This is a genomic window from Bacteroides sp. GM023, assembly GCF_014750685.1.
Taxonomy (GTDB): Bacteria; Bacteroidota; Bacteroidia; order Bacteroidales; family Bacteroidaceae; genus Bacteroides.
The window spans coordinates 94004-117518 of the sequence record NZ_JAAXGE010000007.1; the positions used below are offsets into that span (position 1 = coordinate 94004).

18 protein-coding genes are annotated in these 23515 nt (G+C 39.2%); 14 read left to right on the forward strand and 4 right to left on the reverse strand.

Going from position 1 to position 23515, the window contains the following annotated elements; genetic code table 11:
* Positions 1 to 31: 31 nt before the first annotated feature.
* On the reverse strand, positions 32 to 1435 hold the full coding sequence (locus HC965_RS15885) for a VapE domain-containing protein (RefSeq protein WP_191032376.1): 1404 nt from the start codon (positions 1433 to 1435) through the stop codon (positions 32 to 34).
* Positions 1436 to 1767: 332 nt separating this feature from the next.
* Here HC965_RS15885 and HC965_RS15890 point away from each other — a divergent pair, with 332 nt between their 5' ends.
* The 3 genes from HC965_RS15890 to HC965_RS15900 all read left to right on the forward strand — a co-directional run bounded on the left by HC965_RS15890 (position 1768) and on the right by HC965_RS15900 (position 4540).
* The gene (locus HC965_RS15890) at positions 1768 to 2403 is read left to right on the forward strand and encodes an HU family DNA-binding protein (protein ID WP_191032377.1); all 636 of its coding nucleotides are present in this window, start codon (positions 1768 to 1770) and stop codon (positions 2401 to 2403) included.
* A gap of 320 nt (positions 2404 to 2723) precedes the next feature.
* Entirely contained in the window at positions 2724 to 3638 is a 915-nt protein-coding gene (locus tag HC965_RS15895; protein ID WP_191032378.1) for a hypothetical protein, read from the forward strand.
* A 98-nt stretch (positions 3639 to 3736) separates the two neighbouring features.
* Positions 3737 to 4540, forward strand: a complete 804-nt coding sequence (locus tag HC965_RS15900) for a hypothetical protein (protein ID WP_223854912.1) — start codon at positions 3737 to 3739, stop codon at positions 4538 to 4540.
* Positions 4541 to 4815: 275 nt separating this feature from the next.
* Here HC965_RS15900 and HC965_RS15905 read toward each other — a convergent pair whose 3' ends face one another.
* Positions 4816 to 5463 (reverse strand): hypothetical protein, encoded by a 648-nt coding sequence (locus tag HC965_RS15905; protein ID WP_191032379.1) that lies wholly within the window; start codon positions 5461 to 5463, stop codon positions 4816 to 4818.
* Positions 5464 to 6096: 633 nt separating this feature from the next.
* Between HC965_RS15905 and HC965_RS15910 the strand changes: the two genes are divergently transcribed.
* From HC965_RS15910 to HC965_RS15935, 6 genes are all read left to right on the forward strand, one after another.
* The gene (locus tag HC965_RS15910) at positions 6097 to 7137 is read left to right on the forward strand and encodes a DUF1573 domain-containing protein (RefSeq protein ID WP_191032380.1); all 1041 of its coding nucleotides are present in this window, start codon (positions 6097 to 6099) and stop codon (positions 7135 to 7137) included.
* A gap of 61 nt (positions 7138 to 7198) precedes the next feature.
* Positions 7199 to 7741, forward strand: coding sequence for a hypothetical protein (locus tag HC965_RS15915; protein WP_191032381.1), 543 nt, complete (start codon positions 7199 to 7201; stop codon positions 7739 to 7741).
* A 5-nt stretch (positions 7742 to 7746) separates the two neighbouring features.
* A complete protein-coding gene (locus HC965_RS15920) occupies positions 7747 to 8262 on the forward strand; it encodes a hypothetical protein (RefSeq protein WP_191032382.1) in 516 nt (171 codons plus the stop codon).
* Between the two features lie 76 nt (positions 8263 to 8338).
* Complete coding sequence (locus HC965_RS15925; protein WP_191032383.1) at positions 8339 to 9004, forward strand: thioredoxin-like domain-containing protein; 666 nt, start codon at positions 8339 to 8341, stop codon at positions 9002 to 9004.
* 159 nt (positions 9005 to 9163) lie between these two features.
* Positions 9164 to 10603 carry an O-antigen ligase family protein gene (locus HC965_RS15930; RefSeq protein ID WP_223854913.1) on the forward strand — a complete coding sequence of 480 codons (1440 nt, stop codon included), beginning with the start codon at positions 9164 to 9166 and terminating at the stop codon, positions 10601 to 10603.
* Positions 10604 to 10873: 270 nt separating this feature from the next.
* A complete protein-coding gene (locus HC965_RS15935; protein ID WP_223854914.1) occupies positions 10874 to 12715 on the forward strand; it encodes a transglutaminase-like domain-containing protein in 1842 nt (613 codons plus the stop codon).
* 89 nt (positions 12716 to 12804) lie between these two features.
* Here HC965_RS15935 and HC965_RS15940 read toward each other — a convergent pair whose 3' ends face one another.
* Entirely contained in the window at positions 12805 to 13872 is a 1068-nt protein-coding gene (locus HC965_RS15940; RefSeq protein ID WP_191032386.1) for a M20 family metallo-hydrolase, read from the reverse strand.
* A 110-nt stretch (positions 13873 to 13982) separates the two neighbouring features.
* Between HC965_RS15940 and HC965_RS15945 the strand changes: the two genes are divergently transcribed.
* Positions 13983 to 15794, forward strand: coding sequence for a long-chain fatty acid--CoA ligase (locus HC965_RS15945; RefSeq protein ID WP_191032387.1), 1812 nt, complete (start codon positions 13983 to 13985; stop codon positions 15792 to 15794).
* A 95-nt stretch (positions 15795 to 15889) separates the two neighbouring features.
* On the opposite strand, the gene HC965_RS15950 is transcribed toward HC965_RS15945, so the two are convergent.
* Positions 15890 to 18808 (reverse strand): pitrilysin family protein, encoded by a 2919-nt coding sequence (locus HC965_RS15950; RefSeq protein WP_191032388.1) that lies wholly within the window; start codon positions 18806 to 18808, stop codon positions 15890 to 15892.
* A gap of 99 nt (positions 18809 to 18907) precedes the next feature.
* On the opposite strand from HC965_RS15950, the gene prfB reads away from it, so the two are divergent.
* The 4 genes from prfB (at position 18908) to HC965_RS15970 (ending at position 23367) form a co-directional block, all read left to right on the forward strand.
* A protein-coding gene (prfB, locus tag HC965_RS15955; protein ID WP_167961437.1) for a peptide chain release factor 2 occupies positions 18908 to 20024 on the forward strand; the annotation gives its coding sequence in 2 pieces (ribosomal slippage) (positions 18908 to 18970 and positions 18972 to 20024; 1116 coding nt in all).
* 449 nt (positions 20025 to 20473) lie between these two features.
* Entirely contained in the window at positions 20474 to 21529 is a 1056-nt protein-coding gene (locus tag HC965_RS15960) for a porin (RefSeq protein ID WP_191032389.1), read from the forward strand.
* A gap of 22 nt (positions 21530 to 21551) precedes the next feature.
* Positions 21552 to 22019, forward strand: a complete 468-nt coding sequence (locus HC965_RS15965) for a CYTH domain-containing protein (RefSeq protein WP_191032390.1) — start codon at positions 21552 to 21554, stop codon at positions 22017 to 22019.
* 55 nt (positions 22020 to 22074) lie between these two features.
* Positions 22075 to 23367 carry a DUF4010 domain-containing protein gene (locus HC965_RS15970; RefSeq protein ID WP_191032666.1) on the forward strand — a complete coding sequence of 431 codons (1293 nt, stop codon included), beginning with the start codon at positions 22075 to 22077 and terminating at the stop codon, positions 23365 to 23367.
* The last annotated feature ends 148 nt before the right edge of the window (positions 23368 to 23515 follow it).

A 23515-nucleotide genomic window follows, 5' to 3' on the forward strand; every position in this document is an offset into this window, starting at 1 on the left:
CGCTTCCACCGGTGTGTTAACTCCTTTTTTACTAGTTTATTATGGGTGAAACCTCGTCTTCCGAAGTGGCATATAATGCTTTCAACGGTTTCACCAAGTATACATTCCCATATTTAGTATGTTTCCGAATGACTCCTGCTGCCAGCAAGACTTGTGCGAATGTAGCCGGATTGCTCCCCCGCATCGCAGAGGGATTATACATTTTCAATCTTCTGAATATATCTGATGCTGAAAGACTCTCATACCCTTCGTCGCCGGGTTCGGCTGTACGAAAGCAGGCATGGAAAACCTCTTCTGCCGGACAAGGGCGATAAAAAGATGCGTTATGACGTTGTAATTCCCTTTCTTCTTCTTTTGTAAACCAATAGCGCGCCCCGGAAAGTAGTTCCGCTTTCAGTTGGGCATATATTTGATCATGCGCTATGCCCTCGCAGTCGATGATGTGTTCTACTTCTATGCAAATGAATCGGCGACTGCCGGTTGGGTCGGAAAGCAAATCAAAACGATTGCTTGTGCCGATAAAAGAAGCGATGCGTGGCAGATTACGAAAATTCTTCTGATATGCCTTGCAAATGTTGAGGTTTGCCATTTGCATCAGGTTTTTCAACAACGGCATTTGCTGCGTTCCGTACTTATCAAACTCATCCATATTGAGGAGTCCCATCTCTGCGAGCAGTCGTTCCGCTTTTCCTTGTGCGGATAATTTAAGATTATCCATGTAGTAACGTGACAACACCGGAGGCATTAGCGATTTACAGAAAGTGGATTTTTGCCGGCCTTGCTCACTGCTGACGAGAATAGGAGCCACACTGTTGGCATGTATACTTGTCATTCCTGCCCACTGTGCTGTGAGTCCCAGCATCCATGTGTGGAAGCTTTTTACCCAAAGTGGACGGTCGGACACACGATGTGCCAAAGCATCCAGCCTGTCAATGCCATCCCACTCGGGTAATTCTTCTATGTAAAGCCTGAAAGGATGGTAACTGGAGATACAGGTGGAATAAACATAGCGGCTTAAGTCTTTGTCCCAACAAGAAATGCCCTGATCATGTGCTTCCATGCAAAACGTATTCAGTTCTCGTTTACCTATAGGCTCAAAAGGTACACCGCATCCGTCTATTGGTCGGAATTCCGTTTCTTCTGTGAGTAGATTGTAACGAAAATCGTAATGTTCTTGCAGAAATGTACGTACTTCCTGAGTGAGACGGACAGGCTGTCTCCGTTCAGTCTCTTTCTCTTCTTTCTCTTTTCCAACTTCAATTTTCTTTTCTCTTTTGACTGTATTTTCGACTGCCTGCTCGACTTCCACCACGACTTCTTCTACGACTGTTTTTTCTGTCTTTTGCGTCTCTTCCGCTTCTTTACTTTCTTCTTTTATTGAAAACATTCCCAGTCCTTGCTGTATACGTTTCCATATCAATGTTATTGCGTTCATTATTTTTGTTTTTAAAGTGATTAAAAATAGCTTGTTTTTCAGATTCTGATACTGCGAATGTACTACATGCGCACACCGGTTTGCAAGTGTTTTGTGCAAAAAAAGAATTATTTCTACCCTATGGAAGAATGTTATTAGTTATCGCTTTTATCTCTATGTTTTATCGTATCTTTGGCGTAGAGTTATGAATGATTCACTCTTGTGGACTAATCAAATCACTTTCGTGGTTTAATTGAATTACAATAGTGGATTAAATGAACCACTTGTGTGGTTCATTTGTATCTTTATGGTTTTTGCATGAAAACTAGTTACTATTTAAACGATAACAACGTATGGCTATTATTTACGATTGGTACGAGAATCCCGGTGAATCCGACGACTCGGAAGAGAAAGGCTTGCATCCCCGCATTTTTTTGAATGGCAAGATAGACACGGAGAAACTGTGTCATATGATTCATGGACGCAGTTCGCTTTCTGTGGGTGATGTGAAAAGCACGGTCACTATGTTAGCTCAAATTTGCAGTGAAGAACTGCGCGAAGGACGCGAGATACATATCGAGGGACTTGGCTATTTTGCTCCTATTTTGCAGAGTACACAGAAAGTAATCCGCAATACTCCGAATAAATCGTCGAAGATAAAACTGAAAACGATTGGTTTTCGTCCCGATGCCCACCTGAAAGGGGAACTTGTCGGTGTCAAAGTCAGCCGGAGCAAATATGGACGACACTCAGAACCATTGACCGAAGTTGAGGTAGATATGCGTTTGAAGGAATATTTTGCCGAACATGATGTGATGCTCCGCTATGACTTTCAGGAAGCGTGCTGCATGACACGTACTACAGCCAACCGTCATCTCCGTCGACTACTGGAAGAAGGAAAACTTCGAAATATAGGTAAACGTATGCAACCGATTTATGTACCTGCAGCAGGTTACTATGGGGTGTCACGAGATGTGATACGGCGATAAGGGGAGATGATTTGAAGTATGCCGGTGAAAGCTTTGAAGGTGTGATTAAAGAGTTTTTGCATGGTCGCTTTCACCCGCTTTCTTGTTCAGGACAGAGGCTTCAGGAAGAAGGTGAAAGCGGTGAAGGCTGTAGTTCTCTCATAGGATAATATAGGCTTTTTTTGTCTTATGATAAGAATCAATTTGTTACAATTATATATAAAACTGGGTGTCTTTGTGTTTTTATATTGCTGACAATCAATATCATATAGATGATATGGTGTAACGCCCATTTGTGTGTCATTTATATGTATCGTATCTTTGTGAAAAGTCCATTACTTATGAAAAATAAAGTATATTTAATTATCCTGGTAGTATCTCTTCTACTAACTTTTGCTGTTGGTCCATTTCGTATGTTCTGTCTTTTTGAGAATCCTCCACTTTATTTGGGAACATTGATCCGCGGAATAGTCTTTTGGATGTTAACCGTTTATTTCCTTGGCAGATATAGTGGTGTGGTGGAACCATATAAAATTGTTTTATTGGTGTTATTGGCAGACTTAGTACCGGATATTATTGTAAGGGTATTTATGGGACATTTTATGATTGCATTGCCTTCTTTCCCTGATACAATTTTACAGATAATAGTTGTTTTGTTGGGTTGGTGGTATACTCGGCTTAATAAACTAGGAAAGGTGGCGTTGGCATTGGTAAATCTATTGGTTTGTATTGGAGTATCTTCTTATGGTTTTGTCCGGTGGAATGAATTGGGTTTTGTCAAAGATAGTGGGTTTAAGAAGTTAGAAATCGTTGAACTATTGGATCAGGCAGAATCTACCTTATCTCAAGATAGTGTTATAAGCCAATTTCAAGATAAGAACCTGATTGTTTATGTCGGAGGTGAAGATGATGAAAGAAATAAGATTGGACTAACTTTCTTACAAAAGGTGCAGAAAGAATTCGAAGGAAATAATGGTACGACTGCATTGGCCCTGATTTATCTTAATAACCCTGAAAACAGGACTTCAGATGCTCTACTTTCGGAAAACATTAACTATCCTATTGTAAGGATGGAGCAAGATGAATCTCAACTTAAAAATTCTGTACTGTATCATTGGTATGTTGTAGATAGAAATAAAGAAATTAGATGGAGGAAAAAGATACATCTGCAAGAAAATGGCGATATACAGAAAGAACGAAAAGAATTGCAATTTCTTAGGGAACTTATAGCAGGATTAAATGAAAACGCTGAATGAGTCTTTCAGAAATCTAGACTGAAAAAAATATTATCAATCTTTTTTCTTCTGTATTTCTTTGCGTATATTTGTGACTCAAGAACACAAATATAGAATAAATGATGAAATTATCTACTTATCCTTTTAGACAATTACTGTCGGGAGGTGCACTCTGTTGTTTGATTTTACTGGCCGCCTATATATTTCAGGCTTTCTTTCCTCAAATGTATGTTGATGCATTTTCATCTTCCATGCATCTATTGATGTGGCTGATCCTCTTCGTTGGGGCATTGCTATGGACATTTCATGCAAAGGGAGAGCGTATTGGAATTTCTGAAGTAATAGACTGGCAGTTCATAGCTGCTTTTATTTTGATTACGGCAGATGAGATTTATATGATAATGCCGAGAGAAATCTATATGGAGGCTGCACCGACCCTATCTGAATATACCATTCCCGTGTTGGCCGTTGTTGGCATAATGATAGCTGCTACTATTAAAGTCTCCACAACGTTGTATCAGAAATTGGCGGACGAACGACGACAAACTATTCTTCAAACTCAGAAAATACAGCAATTACTGGATTCTCCTCCGACAAAACAGAAAAATATAACTTTAGTTCGTAAACTTATGGAGAATCGGTCTATCGCCCAATTTTCCGCCAAAGACTATCTTTTACTAGTAGAAGAATGCCAAATGATTGATCCTGATTTCTTTACTTGGTTGAAAAAACAAGGCTGGCAGCTTACACCGCGAGATATTGTACTGTGTGTACTTATTCGAATGTATAAAACGAAAGAAGAAATATTGTCTATATTTTGCATTACTGATGGGACTTATCGTACGATGAGGTCTCGTGTTCGGAAACGTTTAAGACTTGGTGATGAGGAACTGGAGGCTTTTCTACAAACGGGGCTAAAATAATAGCTTTTGCAGAGTGCCTGCCAGTTTTATAAGTGTGTAGATAGTAGTCAAAATTCCACCCATGATGATATAATAGAACCATACTCGCCTATTGGAGTATGGTTCTTGTGGAAATAGGCTGATAGCTCCCATTACAAGTGTTATTCGTGCAAGAAGCTCAAAAAAGAATATTAGGAAATCTTGAAATGTGTAGTTCAGGTTGTCAATAAAACGATGTAAATAACACATTGCAATACTGATAAGCCACATTGCACTATTGAGAATTATGTATATAATTAATTTTTTTGTATACATGATTTGTATTCTATATCTGCTATATCTTTGTTTCTTTCGTATCTCGATAATGCATGTGCATAGCAATTATTTGTGGAGGACCCCATTCTACAGTTAATAATGTCACTATTATAATCCGCTTTTGCTTGTGCATACGCAGCCTGTCTCTCTGCTTCGCAGTTGTTAGTGTCACCTTCTGTCCGTGTCTTCAAAAGACTTTTTCCTGTAAATTCACGGCTTTCAGCATACTGCCTGAACAATAAGCTCCGTTCATTTTCGCTAAGTCGAGAGAATTCGGTATGCCGAATCAAGTTTTCTTTCGCTTCATTCATTTGCTGGAGTTCTTTTTCCAGGTCCGCTTTTCTGATAAAGTCTTCCATGTAATCATCATCATTCAGATTTTCCATGAGTTTATTATATTCCACTGAGTCTAATTTCAAAGTGTAATCTTGGAATTTGTCTGCTAATAACTCGCTGGATAATTCGAAATCCCAAAATTCATCTGATTTGGTAATGGAGTCGATAAGTTCGTTTGATTCATTTGTGTATTCGCATTCATCGGAACTGCAACTGTAAATAACGAATGTAACGGATAGAAGTATGATGACTGCTGCATACAAACTATTCTTCTTTCTTTTTTTCTTGCTCATAGCTTTGCCTGTTTTTAATTTTGATACAAAGAAAGGAAAAAACGACAAATAATACGATAAGATCTTGTCAGAATACTACTGAAACAGGCTTTAAATATGGATATATTTGTTACAATATTGGTTTAATTCTTCTGTTTGTAATTTTTTATCTATTTGATATACAACTAAATACCTTAATAATGAGTGTAACATCTTTTTCTTGACTGTTTTGCTTGTCGTTTTTTGTCCAAAAGTATGTCAAATAATTCGTTTTGAATAGAGCGCTTTATGGATTGTTGCAAAATGAAGAGTAATTTTGCTAATATTATATCTTTAATCATTGAGTGCGGAATGATGGAAGAGAACAAAAGGAGAAGTCGTGGCTGATTATGTTTAATAACTTCATGTATGGTGTATCATGAAGTTCTCTTTTGTTTATTTTTTGGCATTTAATCTTGTGGAATATGCAATTAAACCACAAATGATGGATTGGAGGATTGTTACAATATGGGAGTATCTAAGGATTTTGTGTGATACTATGTTGTTGATGTACAGAATGTAATGATGGTAGTGATAGTAACGTCCTCTTGTGCTTCTGTTGAAATACCCGTATTTTTGCCGAAAAGAAAAAAGATGATGAAAAAGAGACACTTTATGACTATATTAGTTATATCATTGATTTTAATGAGTTGTACTTCTAGGCAAAATGAGATACTTCAAAACAAAACATTCTCTGAAGCACAGAAAATTGCTATGGAGAAGAATCAGAATTTCTGTATCGTTCTGCTGGATACAACAAATTTGACATCTAGAATATATCTAGAGCGTTTGAAAAAAAATCCGATTAAAACAGTATTTAATATGGTAGATGTAAAGTTGCCTCAAAATAAATGGTATGGGCAATGGCTATATTCAAATTCGGTACCTATTACATGCATTTTTGCTCCTTCGGGTGAATTAATTGATATTATCCCTGGAGCATCTCATAAATGTTTTAATTGCATAGAACAGGTCGTTGAAATGGGAAAAATATGTATGGATTTAGCTTACTATAGCAATTTCTCAATGAATAAAGAACAAATAATACCACTCTTGAATGATGTTTTTCACTGTAACTTGGAACTTCAAAATGGGATTGATATAGAAGCACAAATAAATCATTTGCTGTCTTCCGTCAATTATCCTTATACGGTTTATTTGAAGATGATGAATTTTGTTAAACATAATAAACTTGATTCAGCTCAATTGGCGGCCAAGCAATTATTAGCTTTTGAGGATGCTTGGGAGTTGGAAATCTATCCTGACTTTTTGACTACTGCAAAAGGAGTTGTTAATCCAAATTATGATGTAAGAATGGAGCCTAGATTAGAATGTGATGCACTCATTGAATTAGATGATTGTAAGATAGGTATTCCCAAACTGTTTGAAATTAAAATCTTTAATTCAGGTATTGCTCCCCTCAATATTCAAGAAATCCAACTTAGTTGTTCTTGTGTGAAACTAATAGGTGATGAGGTTTATACTATACCTCCTGGAAAGACACAATATATTAATTTTGAATTTACTATTGACAAGAATGAAGAGGTAGAAAGAGAGATCATACTGAAGTCTAATGGCGTCTACCCTATACGTAAAATAAGAATTGTAGCAAATAATTCTTCACAATCACAAAAGAAAGGAGGTTCAGTGATTTGACTTGATTTCAAAATAGGGAAAGTGAGTTTCGTATATATGTAAAACAATTAATTTGATTAAAATGAAAAAAATAATAATTCTATTAAGTATAAGTTTGTCTATTATGATATTAGGACTTAGTGGTTGTAATGCTACTGAAGACGAATATTCTGATGGATACGAAGTGTCCGCAAGAGAAAAGAACCTTAATCTGCAAGCTCCTAGTGGTCAATATATTGCGGAAAATATAAGTCATTTAAAAAGAATGTTGGCTCCGATTATCGAACAAGGAAATTGGGAAAGTAAAGATTACGAAATAGTTAGTATCCAATATGATTCTCTAACTATTGGTTTAAGTGCCGAAATTGAATATATAACAGAAGATGGCATCGAAAGTAATATAATAATAACAAGTGGAGAAAACACTTTCGTATCGAAGATTAAGACTAGAAGTGAAGATGGCTCTGAAGGTGACGGAGGCTACGTCAGTTATAGTTGTAAGAAAAGGAATAATAATAAGTGTCAAAAATGCAGGGTCATAAATGATAAGAAAAATAATCAAGTACGTTGTGCTTGTGATGAGGGGCTTGTTGAAGGTTGTGCTTTATATGAATATAAATACTGAAAAACATGAAAAAAAGGATTTTATTAGTAATTGCAATAATGGGATTTGCGCTTGGGAGTTGTGATAAAGAGATGGATGAATTTGTTGATAATAATGAATCCACAATTAATTTGATAGCTCCTAATGGCCAAAAAATTGCGGCAAATGTAGAAATACTGACAAACATAATAGCGGAAGTTGTAGAAGAAAAATATTGCGAGAATAAAGATGTTAACATTGATGATGTAATTTATTATGATACAGATTATGGCTTTATTGCTGAAGTTAGATATACGACATACGATGGCCATTCTAGTAACTTAATAATGAGTAATACGACATTAGATGGTGATTTAACATCTAAGATAATTAAGACAAGAGGAGAAGGAGGGGACACTGACGACTTAACAATATATTCATGTAAAAACGAAGATAGGAACAAATGTCCCGATTGTGAGGTTGCTAAAACTCAAAATGGTCCTAGCTGCTTTTGTTCAAAAGGTGACAGGAAGTATTGTAAATTGCAAAAGAAGCAAAGATGATTTTTTTAATAATTGATTGTGAGGTTGTTTCAAGTATTTTGATTCAACCTCATACTCATACAAAAACAATGAAAACATGAAATCTATAATTGTTCTTTTATTATTTCTTCTGCCATTTGGCTGCTATGCTCAGAAAATAACTCAACTAGGGGATAATCAGATTAGTATAGAAGGTGACACTATTTTATATTTTGATGCCGAACAGCGACCTATTACCGAACAGGCCCATGTCGACTCCTTAGATACTGGTAAATATGTTATTTCCGTCAAGGGAACGAATGAAAGAACGGAAATTCATTTGACTTATAGGCATCCCAACCTTGAAACTTTAATGGGCAAAACGCTTCCATCAGCAGAATTCTTGGATATGAATGGTAAAGTTGTTAAGATGAATGAATCTGATATAACTGTTGTATGTTTTTGGAACAGGCATTGTCGACCTTGTATACGGGAACTTACTGCTTTAGATGTACTGGCCGAAGATTATCCGAATGTTCGGTTCGTAGCACTGACTACCGATTCTTTAGAAGAGGTACAGAATTTAATGAAAAGGTTGCATTTAAATTGGGAGAACATAATTGTAGTTCCTGGTTATAATGATGTGTATACTGATGTATTGCATATTTACGTACATCCATCAAACGTTGTGATTGATAATAACGGAATCATTAAAGGTATAACACTTGGAGGAAGGACCCGGCAACTTTTGCGGACATTAGAAAAATTGAGTGGAGCATATTAGTATGAGAAAATGATAAAAATATCTCATTGTTTGTTTGCTGTTTTATGTTTAGGCAGTCTTTTTATCTGCTCTCGACAATTTACAGATTCATATATAGTACCTAAATGGTGTTTTGCTTTGTTTGCGCTATTTGTAGCACTGATATATGGGGCTTTTAAAATGATATTCAGTAAGCCGGATAAGGAAAAGCAGACAGATGTTTCTGCGTATGGTTTCATCATTATTCTTTCTTGTTTTTTGCAGGCGGTGCTTGGAATAATGCAATTCTTTGGATTGTTTCAAACATCTTCTCATTTTGAAGTGACAGGAAGTTTTGAAAATCCTGCGGGCTTTGCGTCATGTCTGTGTGTCGGATTGCCTTTCATTGCATTCATTTCATTAGAAAATAACCATAAATATATCCGCTATGCCGGATGGGTAGCAGGGGGTGTAATGGCAGTAGCTATTGTTCTTTCGCAGTCAAGAGCTGCTATTGTGAGCATTGCGGTTATTTGTATTACTATTTTGTGTACAAAGTTTTTTCGCAAAAGATGGGTAAAGTACCTGTCTTTTGCAGGCTTTGTTTTATTATTGACCGGATGTTACTGGTTGAAAAAAGATTCGGCAGACGGACGGTTACTTATTTGGCAATGCGATGTGAATATGATGAAAGATGCACCTTGGTTTGGGCATGGTATAGGGAGTTTTGAAGCACACTATATGGATTATCAGGCAGATTACTTTAGGCAGAGTGGGCAAAGTCGCTATTACTTGTTAGCAGGTAATGTGAAACGGCCTTTTAATGAGTTTTTGGGGATTCTCCTGAATTTTGGATTCTGTGGCTTGCTGGTGGTATTTATAATGATAGCTTTATTGGTGTATTGCTATTGGAAGTATCCTTGTATGGAGAAAATAGTAGCTCTTTACTCCTTGGCTTCGATAGGAATTTTCTCTCTTTTTTCTTATCCGCTTACATATCCTTTCACATGGGTTATCATCTTCGTGTGTGTCTGTATTCTCATAAAGGAATATATGGTCAGAATACTTACTCTGTCGGTGATAAGAAATGTTCTGTGCATTCTCGTAGTTCTCTGCTCGCTTGGTGGAATTTACAAATTGGCAGAATATGTAAAGTCTGAGAAAGAATGGGGCGAAGCGTCCAGACTTGCACTTTGCGGAGCGTATGACAAGGCTCTTCCGCTTTATGAAAAATTGGAAATTACACTCGATGATAATCCTTATTTCCTTTACAACTATGCTGCTATACTTTTGGAAAACAAACAATATGAGGAGAGTTTACATACGGCTTTAAGATGTCGTAAATATTGGGCTGACTATGATTTGGAACTTATTATCGGAGAAAGCTATCAGAATTTAGGAAAGTATGAATTGGCGGAGAAATATTTTAATAGTGCATCTATGATGTGTCCCTCTCGTTTTTTGCCTCTTTATAAGTTATTTCATTTATACAAGAAAATCGGAGACCGTAACCGTATACTCTGTGTTGCCGGGATGATTATTGATAAACCAATGAAGTTTAAAACTCCTGCTATCCGTATGATGAAGCGTGAGGTGGAAAGGGAACAAGTACGATTGCTGAATGAAGAGAATGACGAATAAATATTGTTATGTAAACAAATTGAATAGAATATGAAAAAGAAGAGTTACGTTTTTGTTTTTTTCTTATTTCTTCTGTTTGGCTGTACCAGTGAAGAAGAAAAACGCATTCAAACCGTCTTGTCTATCTCCGGGTCGAATAGGACTGAATTGGAAACTGTTTTGAATCATTATAAGTATGACTCGCAAAAATTAAAAGCTGCGAAGTTTTTAATATCAAATATGCGATATCACCATTCGTTTTATTCTATAAGAAATGATAAGCAACATCCATTGTTGGATTCACTTGTGATAGATGCCGACTCTGTGTTTTTTAACTCTGTTTCCACTTTTGCCGATAGTTTGTATCATGAGAATACCTTGAAGAAGATAAAGGATATTTCAACAAGATTCAGGGAGTGCTATGGCGTTAGAGTGGCTGAACAACCAGCTAGAGTATATTGGAAAGAAGGCTATGATTATAACTGGATAACAGCAAAGAAACTGATAAGCCATATAGACAAGATGTTTGATTTGAGGGAACAAATAGCAAGTTTACGCAGTCTTCCTATAGAAGACTTTTACGAGTATGTTCTTCCTTATAGAAGTGTGCCGGATTTTCCGTTGGTTGATTTCTCGGATACTTACCATGCATTCATGAATAAATATGTGGCGGATATTGATAGGGATTCTGTTCATGAAGTCATTCAAAGGTATAATTTTGTAATAGAGAGCATGCGGGAGCTTTTTCCATCTTATCCTTATGAAGAAGAAATCGGTTATCAGGAGCTATTATTTCATGGTCCGCGTGACTGTATTCCTATTGCAAGTTATGGCATATCTATGTTAAGAGCATGTGGCATTCCTGCTGCTGTGGAGTTTAATGCTTGTTATAAGCAGTTTCAAGGAAGACATTATCATGGGGTAGTGCTGGATAAGAACAGAAATTGGTTGGCATTTAACCCGGAATCGTCAATTCCAACCAGCGATAATGGTTCTTTTGACACGAAAGACGTGTTGAACATCTATCGCTTTATGTTTTCAGAACAAAAAGATGCGCCTTTTTTCTTAGAGAAGGAAGGAGAATATATTCCTGGACTTTTTGATTCTCCTTTTTTGAAAGATGTTACTGCGCATTTGTTAGAAACCATCTCTTTGACTTTGCCTTATCAGGAAGCCGGAAGTAATAAACTGGCATATCTTGCCACTTTTAATAGTGAGACGTCGTCCGGCATCATTCCCGTAACTTGGGGGAAAATCAACCGTGCGAAACAGAATGTCACTTTCCCATCTGTAATTCCGGACAGATATTATTTCCCTGTCTATTACTCGCCATTTGGCAAATCATTCTCTTTTGGAGATTCTTTCTATCTGAACAAAGAGGGGGAAATAGAGAAGAACCATATAGAAGAAAGGACGGATAGCGTGACATTGCTCCGTAAATTTCCTATAAAGCAAAAGTTGGTAGATAAGGCGATAAAATTGATTGGAACAGTGATTATAGCAAGTAATGAACCGGGCTTTCACTCCTGTGATACGGTTGGGATAATCGCGGATACGCTACAACCTTATTTCCAGGATATTAAGCTTGACATGAATAAAGGACCTTATCAATATTATCAGATAAAGACAACAGATGAATATCCGCATGCTGCCCTGTCCGAACTGGAATTTATAACTGATATCCGATATGGATATAAAAATATCATGCCTGCCTCTTCTTTACCGTTATTTTCGCCTGAGGATACTTTATCAGAGGATAAATTTGAAGTTCGATTAATGGATGAACCTTTGGAACGTATTAAGTGGAAGGCCGAATACGACGGTAATCCGCAGACATCTCCAGAACCCTATCCCACTATCTATTTTATGTTGGAGAAACCTCAATTTGTCACAAAAGTGCGGATGATGCCACTGAATGCCGACAACGGCATCATAGCAGGCAATCAATATGAATTGTTCTGCTGGAACAATGGCGAATGGAAGAAAATCCTGAATCAGCAGGCTGAGGCTAATTATATTACAGTCAGAATTCCGTCCGGTTCGCTCTTGTGGCTCAGGAATTTAACGGGAGGAAAAGAAGAACTTCCGTTCTATGTGGATAGTGACAGTCAACAGAAGTTTATTTATCCTTAAATTATAGATGAAATATGGATATAATATTGGGAGATAATGTATATAGTATATTAGTAAACTTAATTTTTGAGTGAGAATACGGGCTTCTGTTAAATCAGAAGCCCATCCAATAATTCTAAATATAGCCCGACAGCTTCTTCCATCTCCTTCAACATAATATATTCTTCTGCCGTATGTGAACGTGAAGAACGTCCCGGCCCTATTTTAACCGATGGAAAGGACATTAATGCCTGATCGGACAGGGTAGGGGAACCGAAAGGAACACGTCCCATCTTTATCGCTTTCTGCACAAACGGATGCTTCTCGTCTATCCGTGAGGAATTGAGGCGGAATGAACGTGCTTTGGCTTCACAAGAAATATGTTTCTTGATTTCAGCAAATAAATCCTCATTCGAATAAAGTTCATTACTGCGGATATCAACGACGAAAGTACATTTGTCGGGAACAACATTATGCTGGGTGCCTGCATTGATTACAGTAACACTCATTTTCACCGGGCCTAATAATGGTGATTCTTTCTCAAAGTGATAATCGCGGAACCAGGTTATATCATTCAATACTTTATAGATAGCATTGTCTCCTTCATTACGTGCTGCATGTCCAGCCTTGCCTGTTGCGGTAACGTCCAATACCATCAGCCCTTTTTCGGCAACGGCAGGTTGCATCTCCGTCGGTTCGCCTACGATGGCAAATGAAATAGGTGGAAGTCCCGGCAGTACGCTTTCAATTCCGTCTTTACCTGAAACTTCTTCTTCGCAGGAAGCAAGATAAATCAGATTATACTTCTGCGAAGTGCGACATAGTTGCAGGAACACCTGTAATAAAGAAACGACGCTGGCACCGGCATCATTACTTCCCAAACCATACAATTTCCCATTCTCTTCACGTGGAGTAAACGGATCTTTTCTCCAGCCGTTCACCGGCTTTACCGTGTCTATGTGGGAGTTAAGCAGAATAGTTGGCTTTTTCAGATCAAACATCGGACTAAGACACCATACATTATTTCCCTTGCGTCCGGTCTGCATACCTGCCATTTCGATATAGTTCTGCAGAAAGTCGGCAGCCTGGGTTTCTTCCCGGCTGATTGAAGGGATACTAATCAATGATTTAAGTAGGCTTACAGCCTCGGTTGCCATATCTTGAATATCATATTTCATAGTGCAAATCTTTTATCTATTACCATAATATTTGTACAAAGATAGTCGTTTTGAACAATAGTTTCAAATAAAACTAATACCTTTGTGCCAAATTTACTAATACAAAGAGTATGGCTTATCATCATTTATCTGTCTTAGTCCATCGTCAGGCTGAAAAGTACGGCGACAAGGTAGCTTTGAGATACCGCGACTATGAGACAGCACAATGGATTCCGATTACTTGGAATCAATTCTCCGGAACTGTGAGACAGGCTGCCAATGCATTTGTTGCATTAGGAGTGGGAGAACAAGAGAATATCGGAATCTTTTCGCAGAATAAACCCGAATGGTTTTATGTGGACTTTGGCGCATTCGCCAATCGTGCCGTTACCATTCCGTTCTATGCTACGAGCTCTCCCGCGCAAGCGCAATATATCATTAACGATGCACAAATACGTTATCTTTTTGTAGGTGAACAATATCAGTATGATTCTGCATTCAGTATCTTTGGTTTTTGTTCTTCTTTGCAACAGTTGATTATCTTTGACCGTTCGGTGGTGAAAGATCCTCGTGATGTATCGTCTATCTATTTTGATGAGTTTATGGCGATGGGAGAAGGGCTTCTGCAGAATGATGTGGTCGAAGAACGCACGGACCGTGCTTCTTATGATGATTTGGCGAATATCCTCTATACATCCGGGACAACAGGTGAGCCGAAAGGAGTAATGCTTCATCATTCCTGCTACCTGGAACAATTCCATACGCATGATGATCGCCTGACTACGATGTCTGATAAGGATGTATCTATGAACTTCCTTCCCTTGACTCATGTGTTCGAGAAAGCATGGTGTTATCTCTGTATCCATAAGGGAGTGCAGATTTGCATTAATCTTCGCCCGGCGGATATTCAGACAACGATTAAGGAGATTCGTCCAACATTGATGTGTAGTGTTCCCCGTTTTTGGGAAAAGGTATATGCCGGTGTACAGGAGAAAATAAATGAAACGACAGGCGTGAAGAAAGCGTTGATGCTCGATGCCATCCGGGTAGGTAGAATTCATAACTTGGATTATATGCGCCAAGGTAAGACTCCGCCGGTGATGAATCAACTGAAATATAAGTTCTACGAAAAGACTATCTATTCTTTACTGAAGAAGACTATCGGTATTGAGAACGGTAACTTTTTCCCGACTGCCGGTGCTGCCGTGCCCGATGAAATCAATGAATTTGTTCATTCGGTAGGTATTAATATGGTGGTTGGCTATGGACTGACAGAGTCTACGGCTACTGTATCTTGTACGTTGCCGGTTGGTTATGATATTGGTTCGGTAGGTGTTGTATTGCCGGGAATTGAAGTGAAGATTGGCGAAGACAATGAGATTCTGCTCCGGGGTAAAACTATCACGAAAGGGTATTATAAGAAAGCGGAAGCTACGGCTGCCGCCATTGAACCCGATGGATGGTTCCACACTGGTGACGCGGGGTATTTCAAGAATGGCCAGCTTTTCTTGACGGAACGTATCAAGGACTTGTTCAAAACGTCGAACGGTAAGTATATTGCTCCGCAGGCTTTGGAAACGAAGTTGGTTATCGACCGTTATATAGATCAGATTGCCATTATTGCCGATCAGCGTAAGTTTGTCTCTGCTCTGATTGTTCCTGTATATGGATATGTAAAAGAGTACGCAAAGGAGAAAGGCATCGCATATAAAGATATGGCAGAACTGTTGCAACATCCCAAAATTGTCGGCTTGTTCCGTGCACGGATAGAAACTTTGCAACAGCAGTTTGCGCATTATGAGCAAATCAAACGTTTTACTTTGCTTCCCGAACCGTTCAGTATGGAACGTGGAGAGTTGACTAATACATTGAAACTGAAGCGCTCGGTTGTTTCTGAAAATTATAAGGATATAATTGAAAAGATGTACGAAGAAAACGCGTAAAGCGATAAGTCATAAATGATAAACGGTGAACAAGGATGCGAAATAATGCAGCTTGTTCACCATTTGTCGTTTATGGATTAGTTGTTTCTTTTTTTTTAATAACCGAAGATTTGTTTCTGTGTCAGTTCTTCAATCGGACCTACTGTCTTCAGTTTATCCAATTCCAGGTCTTTCTTATCTCCCAGGATACAATAAATGTAGGTACGTCCTTTCACCCATTGCTTTTGGAAATCGGCGATGTCTTTCAATGTCATGTTTTGCACATCATTGTAAAGCTTGATACGAGGGTCTACACTTTGTCCCAAATCTTGTGCGTCGATATAACTCCAGATAATATCACTTTTGATGGTGCGGTCGGTACGCATCCGGTTGATTAATCCGTCTTTTGCAAGTTTGAAGGCAGCTTCAGATTCCGGCATATTGTTGATGATGTCGTTGAAAGTATTGACAGCATCAATCATCTTGTCATTCTGGGTTGCAATTTGAGTACGTAGTACGTACGGGTATTTCAGATAGCTTGGCGGCATCATGCCTGCCCAAGCTGAATATGCCAATCCACGTGTTTCACGCATTTCCTGAAAAACAATGGAGTTCATTCCACCACCGAAATATTCGTTGTATAATTCGCGGACAGGTTCGATGGCCGGGTCGTATTTCTTATCAAGGTTGGAGATTTGCGCCATATATATCTGTTTGGCGTCATAGGGAGCTACCAGTATTTTAGTAGCTGGAGTTTCGAGATAAGGATATTCGTTTCCGGCAGGAATATCTTTCAGTGTTTCCGGAACCTGATGATATTGATTGATGGTAGCCAACAGGTCTTTGCTACTGCTAGGTCCGTAATATAAAATACGATGCTTATAACTGTTCTGATTGTGAATCCGGTCTACTAATTCTTGCGGATTCATGTTGGTCAGTTCAGTTTCTGTCAGCAGGTTGGTAGTAGGAGAGTCGGGGCCATACATGGCGTAACTTACAAGGCGGGAGAAGTTTTTTCCCTGGTTAAGTTTTGCATCTGCACGAGCTTTCAGTATGTCACCTGTCATATTGATATAAGCTTCCTGGTTGACTTGTGCGTCTGCCAATAACTTTTCGAACAGTTGCATGGCAGCAGGCATATTCTCATTCAGACCGGAAAGCACAACGTAAGTGCGTTCACTACCCGGGGTTACGTAGAAAGTACAAGCCAGGCGATAGAACTCACTTTTCAATTCTTCCGGTGTCATGTCGGAAGTTCCGAGGTATTCGAGATAGTCGAAAGCAGTGCCTAAAGTTTTGTCGTGGTTATTGCCCATGTCGAAGACGTAGATCAGTTGGAAAAGGTCGTTGGCGACATTCTGTTTGTAAAGAACAGGGATATCCGACTTTGCGGTCAACTGGTTCAGGTCTTTCTTAAAATCGAGGAATACGGGCTCAATGGGCTGCACGGCATTCTCTTGTACTTCTACAAGGAAGGGACTCGCTACATCCCGGTTGGATATGATAGGAGTAATCTCCGGTTTCGTCATCTTCTTTTCGTCCGGGTCTTTTCCCTGTTTCTTGTAGATGGCGGCGTAATTGTCTTCTTTGAGATATTTGTTGGCAAAGGCTACTATATCCTCTTTAGTCAGTTTGGACATACGGTCGATGGCGCTCACTTCATCTTTCCAATCTGTTCCGTTGATAAATGAACTGACAAACATATCGGCACGTCCTTCATTGCTTTCCATGCTTTGCAATTCTGCGAGTTTGAAGTTGTTGATATTGGCTTCCAGCATCTTGTCGTCAAAGTCTCCGGTGCGGAGTTTATTGATTTCTTTCAGCAGAAGGTCTTTCACTTCATCCAACGTCTGACCTTGCTTGGGAAGTCCGCCTAATAACAATACCGAATAATCTGCCAATCCCATCGGATAACTGTAGCTGTTCAATACCTTTTGTTGTTGGTTCAAATTCAGGTCGATAAGTCCTGCTGTACCATTATATAATACTTGCGAAACTACTTGCAACGTTTCAAAATCCTTATCGGATGCACCGGGGAATCTCCATGCCAGTGCAATGCTTTCAGCATCGGGACCTAATACATCCTTCACAACCGGTTGGCTGATAGGCTCTTCTTTCGGCAGATTGAGTTTTGGAAGTTCGGGATTCGGTTGCTGTTGACCAAAATATTTGTCGATCAGGGCGATTGTTTTCTCCGGGTCTAAGTCGCCGGACATACAGATGGCCATATTATTGGGTACATACCATTGCTTGTAATAGTTCTTGATATTGGTGATGGAAGGATTCTTCAGGTTCTCTTGCGTACCCAGTACCGTTTGCGTTCCATAAGGATGTTTTGGGAAAAGAGAGGAGAAGATGGCTTCCTGCACTTTGCTGTTGTCACGGGTGAGTGACATGTTTTTCTCTTCATATACAGCTTCCAGTTCCGTATGGAAACCACGGATAACATTGTTCTCAAAGCGGTCGGACTGAATCTTTGCCCAGTTCTCTATTTGGTTGGAAGGAATATCTTCCTGATAAACAGTCTGATCGTACCATGTATAGGCATTGCTTCCGGTAGAACCGATGGCTGCCATCAGTTTGTCGTATTCATTGGGGATAGCATACTTGGATGCTTCGTAAGAAAGGCTGTCGATGGTGTGGTAGATAGCCTTGCGCTCTGCTTCGTCCGTAGTCTTGCGGTAAATTTCGAATTGTTGCTCGATGGCATCCAGCAGTGGCTTCTCGGTCGCGTAGTCTTGTGTGCCGAATTTGTCTGTTCCTTTGAACATCAGATGCTCGAAGTAATGAGCAAGCCCGGTCGTCTCTGCCGGATCATTCTTCCCTCCCACCCGTACGGCGATAAATGTTTGAATGCGTGGAGTTTCCTTGTTTACGGTAAGGTAAACTTTTAGTCCGTTGTCCAGTGTGTAAATGCGGGCTTTTAGCGGGTCATTGGGTACTGTCTCGTAGCTGTACTTCTCTGGTGCGCTACAACTGCCGATCACTAATGCGAGGAGAAGTGAGAAGCATGAAAGTTTTAGTCGTTTGTTCATAATGTGATAACATTTTAGTATCAGAAACAAAGGTAGCAGATTTTTGCTTATCTTTGTGCCCGATATCAGAAATTTGTAAATAATAAAATTCTAAATCAAATGATTACTATTGAACAACTTAAAGACGTGAAAGAGCGCACTGATGCGCTGAGGAGGTATCTTTGACGTCGACGGGAAGAAAATTCAAGTCGAAGAAGAACAATTAAGAACACAAGCTCCGGGATTTTGGGACGACCAGAAGAGGGCTGAAGCTCAAATGAAACTGGTGAAAGACCTGCAAAAGTGGATTGACGGCTATAATGAAATCAAGACGCTGGCAGATGAACTCGAACTGTCATTTGATTTCTATAAGGAAGAATTGGTGACTGAGGAAGATGTGGACGCGGCTTATGCGAAAGCTTACGAAGCTGTGGAAGCACTCGAACTCAAAAATATGCTTCGTGATGAAGCCGACCAGATGGCTTGCGTGTTGAAAATCAACTCCGGTGCCGGTGGTACGGAAAGTCAGGACTGGGCTTCCATGCTGATGCGTATGTATCTGCGTTATGCCGAGACAAACGGCTATAAGGCTACCATTGCCAACCTTCAGGAAGGTGACGAAGCCGGAATTAAAACCTGTACGATCAATATCGAAGGAGATTTTGCTTACGGTTACCTGAAAGGGGAAAACGGTGTACATCGTTTGGTGCGTGTTTCTCCATACAATGCACAGGGGAAGCGTATGACTTCTTTTGCTTCCGTATTTGTCACTCCGTTGGTGGACGACAGTATTGAAGTGAATATTTTGCCTGCTAATATCTCATGGGATACTTTCCGAAGTGGTGGTGCTGGTGGACAGAATGTGAACAAGGTGGAATCCGGTGTCCGTCTGCGTTATCAGTACAAAGACCCTTATACAGGCGAGGAAGAAGAAATCCTGATCGAAAATACCGAAACCCGTGACCAGCCGAAGAACCGTGAGAATGCAATGCGGCAATTACGCTCTATCTTATATGATAAGGAGTTGCAGCACCGCATGGCTGAACAGGCAAAGGTGGAAGCCGGTAAGAAGAAAATCGAATGGGGCTCGCAGATACGAAGCTATGTGTTTGATGACCGCCGTGTGAAAGACCATCGTACCAATTATCAGACTTCGGATGTAAACGGAGTGATGGACGGTAAAATAGAAGACTTCATCAAAGCTTATCTGATGGAATTCTCTTCACAGGAATCATAAAAAGCAAAATTAGCGAGTGTTATTTTTGGAAAGTTAAAAGAATTGTTCTTACTTTGTTAGCGTTGAACTTTAAAGCTAACTATTATGGGTAAGAGTAAGAAAAAAACAGCAATAAGTAAGAAGGAAGAAGAGAAAGCCCAGAGAGTTGTCAAAATAGTATTCGTCTCATTAATTATTTTGGCACTGATTATGCTGATCGCATATTCCTTTTTCGGCTGATTGATTCACTACAGATTATAGAGATTATACAGAGAAACTGAAACGATTGCGTCTCAGTTGTTGAACACTCAGGTAAGTCATATAATCTGTGGTGAATTTTATTTTGTAATGCTTCCGTAACCCTTGTAATGAGAATGTAACTTTTCTGTAATTCATCCGTATTCAAATTGTCATTTTTGTGTATCCTCGCGGTTGTACTTTTGCCACGAATTAAGTAGCAAACAACTGAAATGAGTAGAATCACAACAACAACAGTCTTTACACTTCTGTTAGCGACAGCGGCCTTTGGACAGGCCAAAGAAGATGCCGGGGATGACAAGAAATTGGATAAGGAAACAATGGAATTTAAAGATTATCTGCCCGAAATTCATGGTACGATCCGAGGGAAATATGAATTCCAGACGGAAACGCAGGAAAGTCGTTTTGAAGTACGTAATGCGCGTTTCAGCGTTTCGGGAAATGTACATCCTTGGGTAGCTTATAAAGCCGAAATTGACCTTTCTGACGAAGGTTCTATCAAGATGCTCGATGCATATGTACGTGTCTTTCCAGTGAAAGACCTGAATTTTACGATTGGACAGATGCGTGTTCCTTTCACGATAGATGCCCATCGTTCTCCTCATCAGCAATATTTCGCCAACCGTTCGTTCATTGCCAAACAGGTAGGGAATGTACGTGATGTCGGTTTTACAACTGCCTATACAAATAAAGGTGGTTTCCCATTTATTCTTGAAGGTGGATTATTCAACGGTTCTGGTCTGACCAATCAGAAGGAATGGCATAAGACGCTCAATTATTCGGTGAAAGCACAACTATTGCCTAATAAGAACTGGAATGTAACACTCAGCACCCAAATGATAAAACCGGAAAATGTACGGATTAATATGTATGATGCCGGTATCTATTATCAGAACAATCGTTTTCATATTGAAGCGGAATACTTATATAAGATGTATAGACACGAAGCTTTTAAGGATGTACATGCAGTGAATAGTTTCATTAATTACGATTTACCGTTGAAGAAGGTATTCAATAAGATTTCCTTCCTTGCCCGCTATGACATGATGACGGACCATAGTGACGGCAAGATGGATGAAACGACTAAGGCTTTAATAATCAATGATTATGCCCGCCATCGTGTGACAGGCGGAATCACTTTAAGTCTTTCTAAAGCTTTTATTGCCGACCTGCGGTTGAACTTTGAGAAGTATTTCTATAAGAAGTCCGGCATACCTAAAGAATCGGAACAGGATAAAATCGTAGTTGAGTTTATGACGAGATTTTGATTTTTATGGTTACTTTTGTGTCATGGCACAAGAAATAGAACGTAAATTTTTAGTTTCCGGAGAATTTAAGCCTTTTGTATTTGCGCAAAGCCGTATCGTACAAGGGTATATCAGCAGTGCTCGCGGGAGAACTGTCCGGGTTCGTATTCGAGATGATAAAGGGTATCTGACTATTAAGGGCGCTTCCAATGCTTCCGGCACCAGTCGCTATGAGTGGGAGAAAGAACTTCCTTTGTCTGAAGCGGAAGAGTTGATGAAGCTTTGCGAACCGGGTATCATTGATAAGACCCGTTATCTGGTACGTAGTGGCGAACATATATTCGAAGTCGACGAGTTTTATGGTGAGAACGAGGGGCTTGTTGTAGCGGAGGTAGAGCTTGAGTCGGAGGATGAAGCTTTTGTGAAACCTGACTTTATTGGTGAAGAGGTCACAGGAGATATACGCTACTACAATTCCCAACTAATGAAAAAACCGTATAAAACGTGGTGAGCGTTAACAAATAAACCGTATATTTGTTTTTATCTAAAAAGAGCAATATATGGATATGGAACAGTTGTACAATTATGTGCCACGTGAATTGGTTACTTTTATTCTGGTGACCTTGTTTTCTTTATTAATCGGACTCTCACAGCGTCGGATTAGCTTGAAACGTGAGGGGGAAACTACTCTTTTCGGAACCGACCGTACTTTTACTTTTATAGGTATATTAGGATATCTGCTCTATATACTGGACCCTACGGACATGCGTTTGTTTATGGGTGGTGGTGCAGTGCTGGGTTTACTGCTGGGATTGAACTATTACGTGAAGCAATCCCAATTCCATGTATTTGGTGTTACTACTATTATTATTGCCTTGATTACTTATTGTATGGCTCCTATCGTAGCCACCCAACCTTCCTGGTTCTACGTTATGGTAATAGTAACAGTGCTTCTATTGACTGAACTCAAACACACTTTTACCGAATTTGCTCAACGAATGAAAAACGACGAAATGATTACGTTGGCGAAGTTCCTTGCTATCAGTGGTATTATATTACCTATGCTTCCGAATAAGAATCTGATTCCCGATATAAATCTGACTCCTTATTCTATCTGGCTGGCAACAGTTGTGGTATCCGGTATTTCTTATCTTTCATATCTGTTGAAGCGGTATGTATTCCAAGAATCCGGTACTTTAGTATCAGGTATTATTGGAGGATTGTACAGCAGTACGGCCACCATCTCTGTACTTGCCCGTAAGAGTCGGAAAGCTTCGGCGGAGGAAGCTACGGAATACGTTGCTGCCATGTTATTGGCTATTAGTATGATGTTCCTGCGTTTTATGATATTGATACTTATCTTTAGCAGAGCAATCTTTCTTACTATTTATCCGTATCTGTTGATTATGTCGGTAGTAGCTGCTGTTGTGGGATGGTTTATTCATTCCAGGCAAAAACGCCCGAAAGGTCAGCCTGCTACAGACGACGATGATGATAGCAGCAACCCGCTAGAGTTTAAAGTGGCATTAATCTTTGCCGTCCTTTTTGTTATCTTTACTATTCTGACACACTATACATTAGTTTATGCCGGTACAGGCGGATTAAATCTTCTTTCTTTTGTATCCGGTTTTAGTGATATCACTCCTTTTATATTAAACCTATTACAGAATACAGGTAGTGTTGCCGTGTTGATTATTACTGCTTGTAGTATGCAGGCTATTATCAGTAATATACTGGTAAACATGCTTTATGCGCTGTTTTTTGCAGGAAAAGGAAGTAAGCTTCGTCCCTGGATTTTGGGAGGATTTGGAGTGGTGATAGGCTGTAATCTCATTTTGTTATTATTCTTCTATCTTTAGGAAAAGTTTCAATTTACTATTTGTTGTATTAAATTATTGCAACTCATTTACTTGCACTTTTTAAGGAAAAAAGGTGCTATATTGGGTGTGTTTGGGGTGTAGATTTTAATTTTATTTTAAAAAATGATTCGCTTTTATTTGTTATATA

What these genes read in the sequence shown, in the direction of transcription:
- HC965_RS15885 (WP_191032376.1), bottom strand. Translation starts at nt 1,435, where the DNA reads ATGAACGCAATAACATTGATATGGAAACGTATACAGCAAGGACTGGGA.
- HC965_RS15890 (WP_191032377.1), top strand. Translation starts at nt 1,768, where the DNA reads ATGGCTATTATTTACGATTGGTACGAGAATCCCGGTGAATCCGACGAC.
- HC965_RS15895 (WP_191032378.1), top strand. Translation starts at nt 2,724, where the DNA reads ATGAAAAATAAAGTATATTTAATTATCCTGGTAGTATCTCTTCTACTA.
- HC965_RS15900 (WP_223854912.1), top strand. Translation starts at nt 3,737, where the DNA reads ATGATGAAATTATCTACTTATCCTTTTAGACAATTACTGTCGGGAGGT.
- HC965_RS15905 (WP_191032379.1), bottom strand. Translation starts at nt 5,463, where the DNA reads ATGAGCAAGAAAAAAAGAAAGAAGAATAGTTTGTATGCAGCAGTCATC.
- HC965_RS15910 (WP_191032380.1), top strand. Translation starts at nt 6,097, where the DNA reads ATGACTATATTAGTTATATCATTGATTTTAATGAGTTGTACTTCTAGG.
- HC965_RS15915 (WP_191032381.1), top strand. Translation starts at nt 7,199, where the DNA reads ATGAAAAAAATAATAATTCTATTAAGTATAAGTTTGTCTATTATGATA.
- HC965_RS15920 (WP_191032382.1), top strand. Translation starts at nt 7,747, where the DNA reads ATGAAAAAAAGGATTTTATTAGTAATTGCAATAATGGGATTTGCGCTT.
- HC965_RS15925 (WP_191032383.1), top strand. Translation starts at nt 8,339, where the DNA reads ATGAAATCTATAATTGTTCTTTTATTATTTCTTCTGCCATTTGGCTGC.
- HC965_RS15930 (WP_223854913.1), top strand. Translation starts at nt 9,164, where the DNA reads ATGATATTCAGTAAGCCGGATAAGGAAAAGCAGACAGATGTTTCTGCG.
- HC965_RS15940 (WP_191032386.1), bottom strand. Translation starts at nt 13,872, where the DNA reads ATGAAATATGATATTCAAGATATGGCAACCGAGGCTGTAAGCCTACTT.
- HC965_RS15945 (WP_191032387.1), top strand. Translation starts at nt 13,983, where the DNA reads ATGGCTTATCATCATTTATCTGTCTTAGTCCATCGTCAGGCTGAAAAG.
- HC965_RS15950 (WP_191032388.1), bottom strand. Translation starts at nt 18,808, where the DNA reads ATGAACAAACGACTAAAACTTTCATGCTTCTCACTTCTCCTCGCATTA.
- HC965_RS15960 (WP_191032389.1), top strand. Translation starts at nt 20,474, where the DNA reads ATGAGTAGAATCACAACAACAACAGTCTTTACACTTCTGTTAGCGACA.
- HC965_RS15965 (WP_191032390.1), top strand. Translation starts at nt 21,552, where the DNA reads ATGGCACAAGAAATAGAACGTAAATTTTTAGTTTCCGGAGAATTTAAG.
- HC965_RS15970 (WP_191032666.1), top strand. Translation starts at nt 22,075, where the DNA reads ATGGAACAGTTGTACAATTATGTGCCACGTGAATTGGTTACTTTTATT.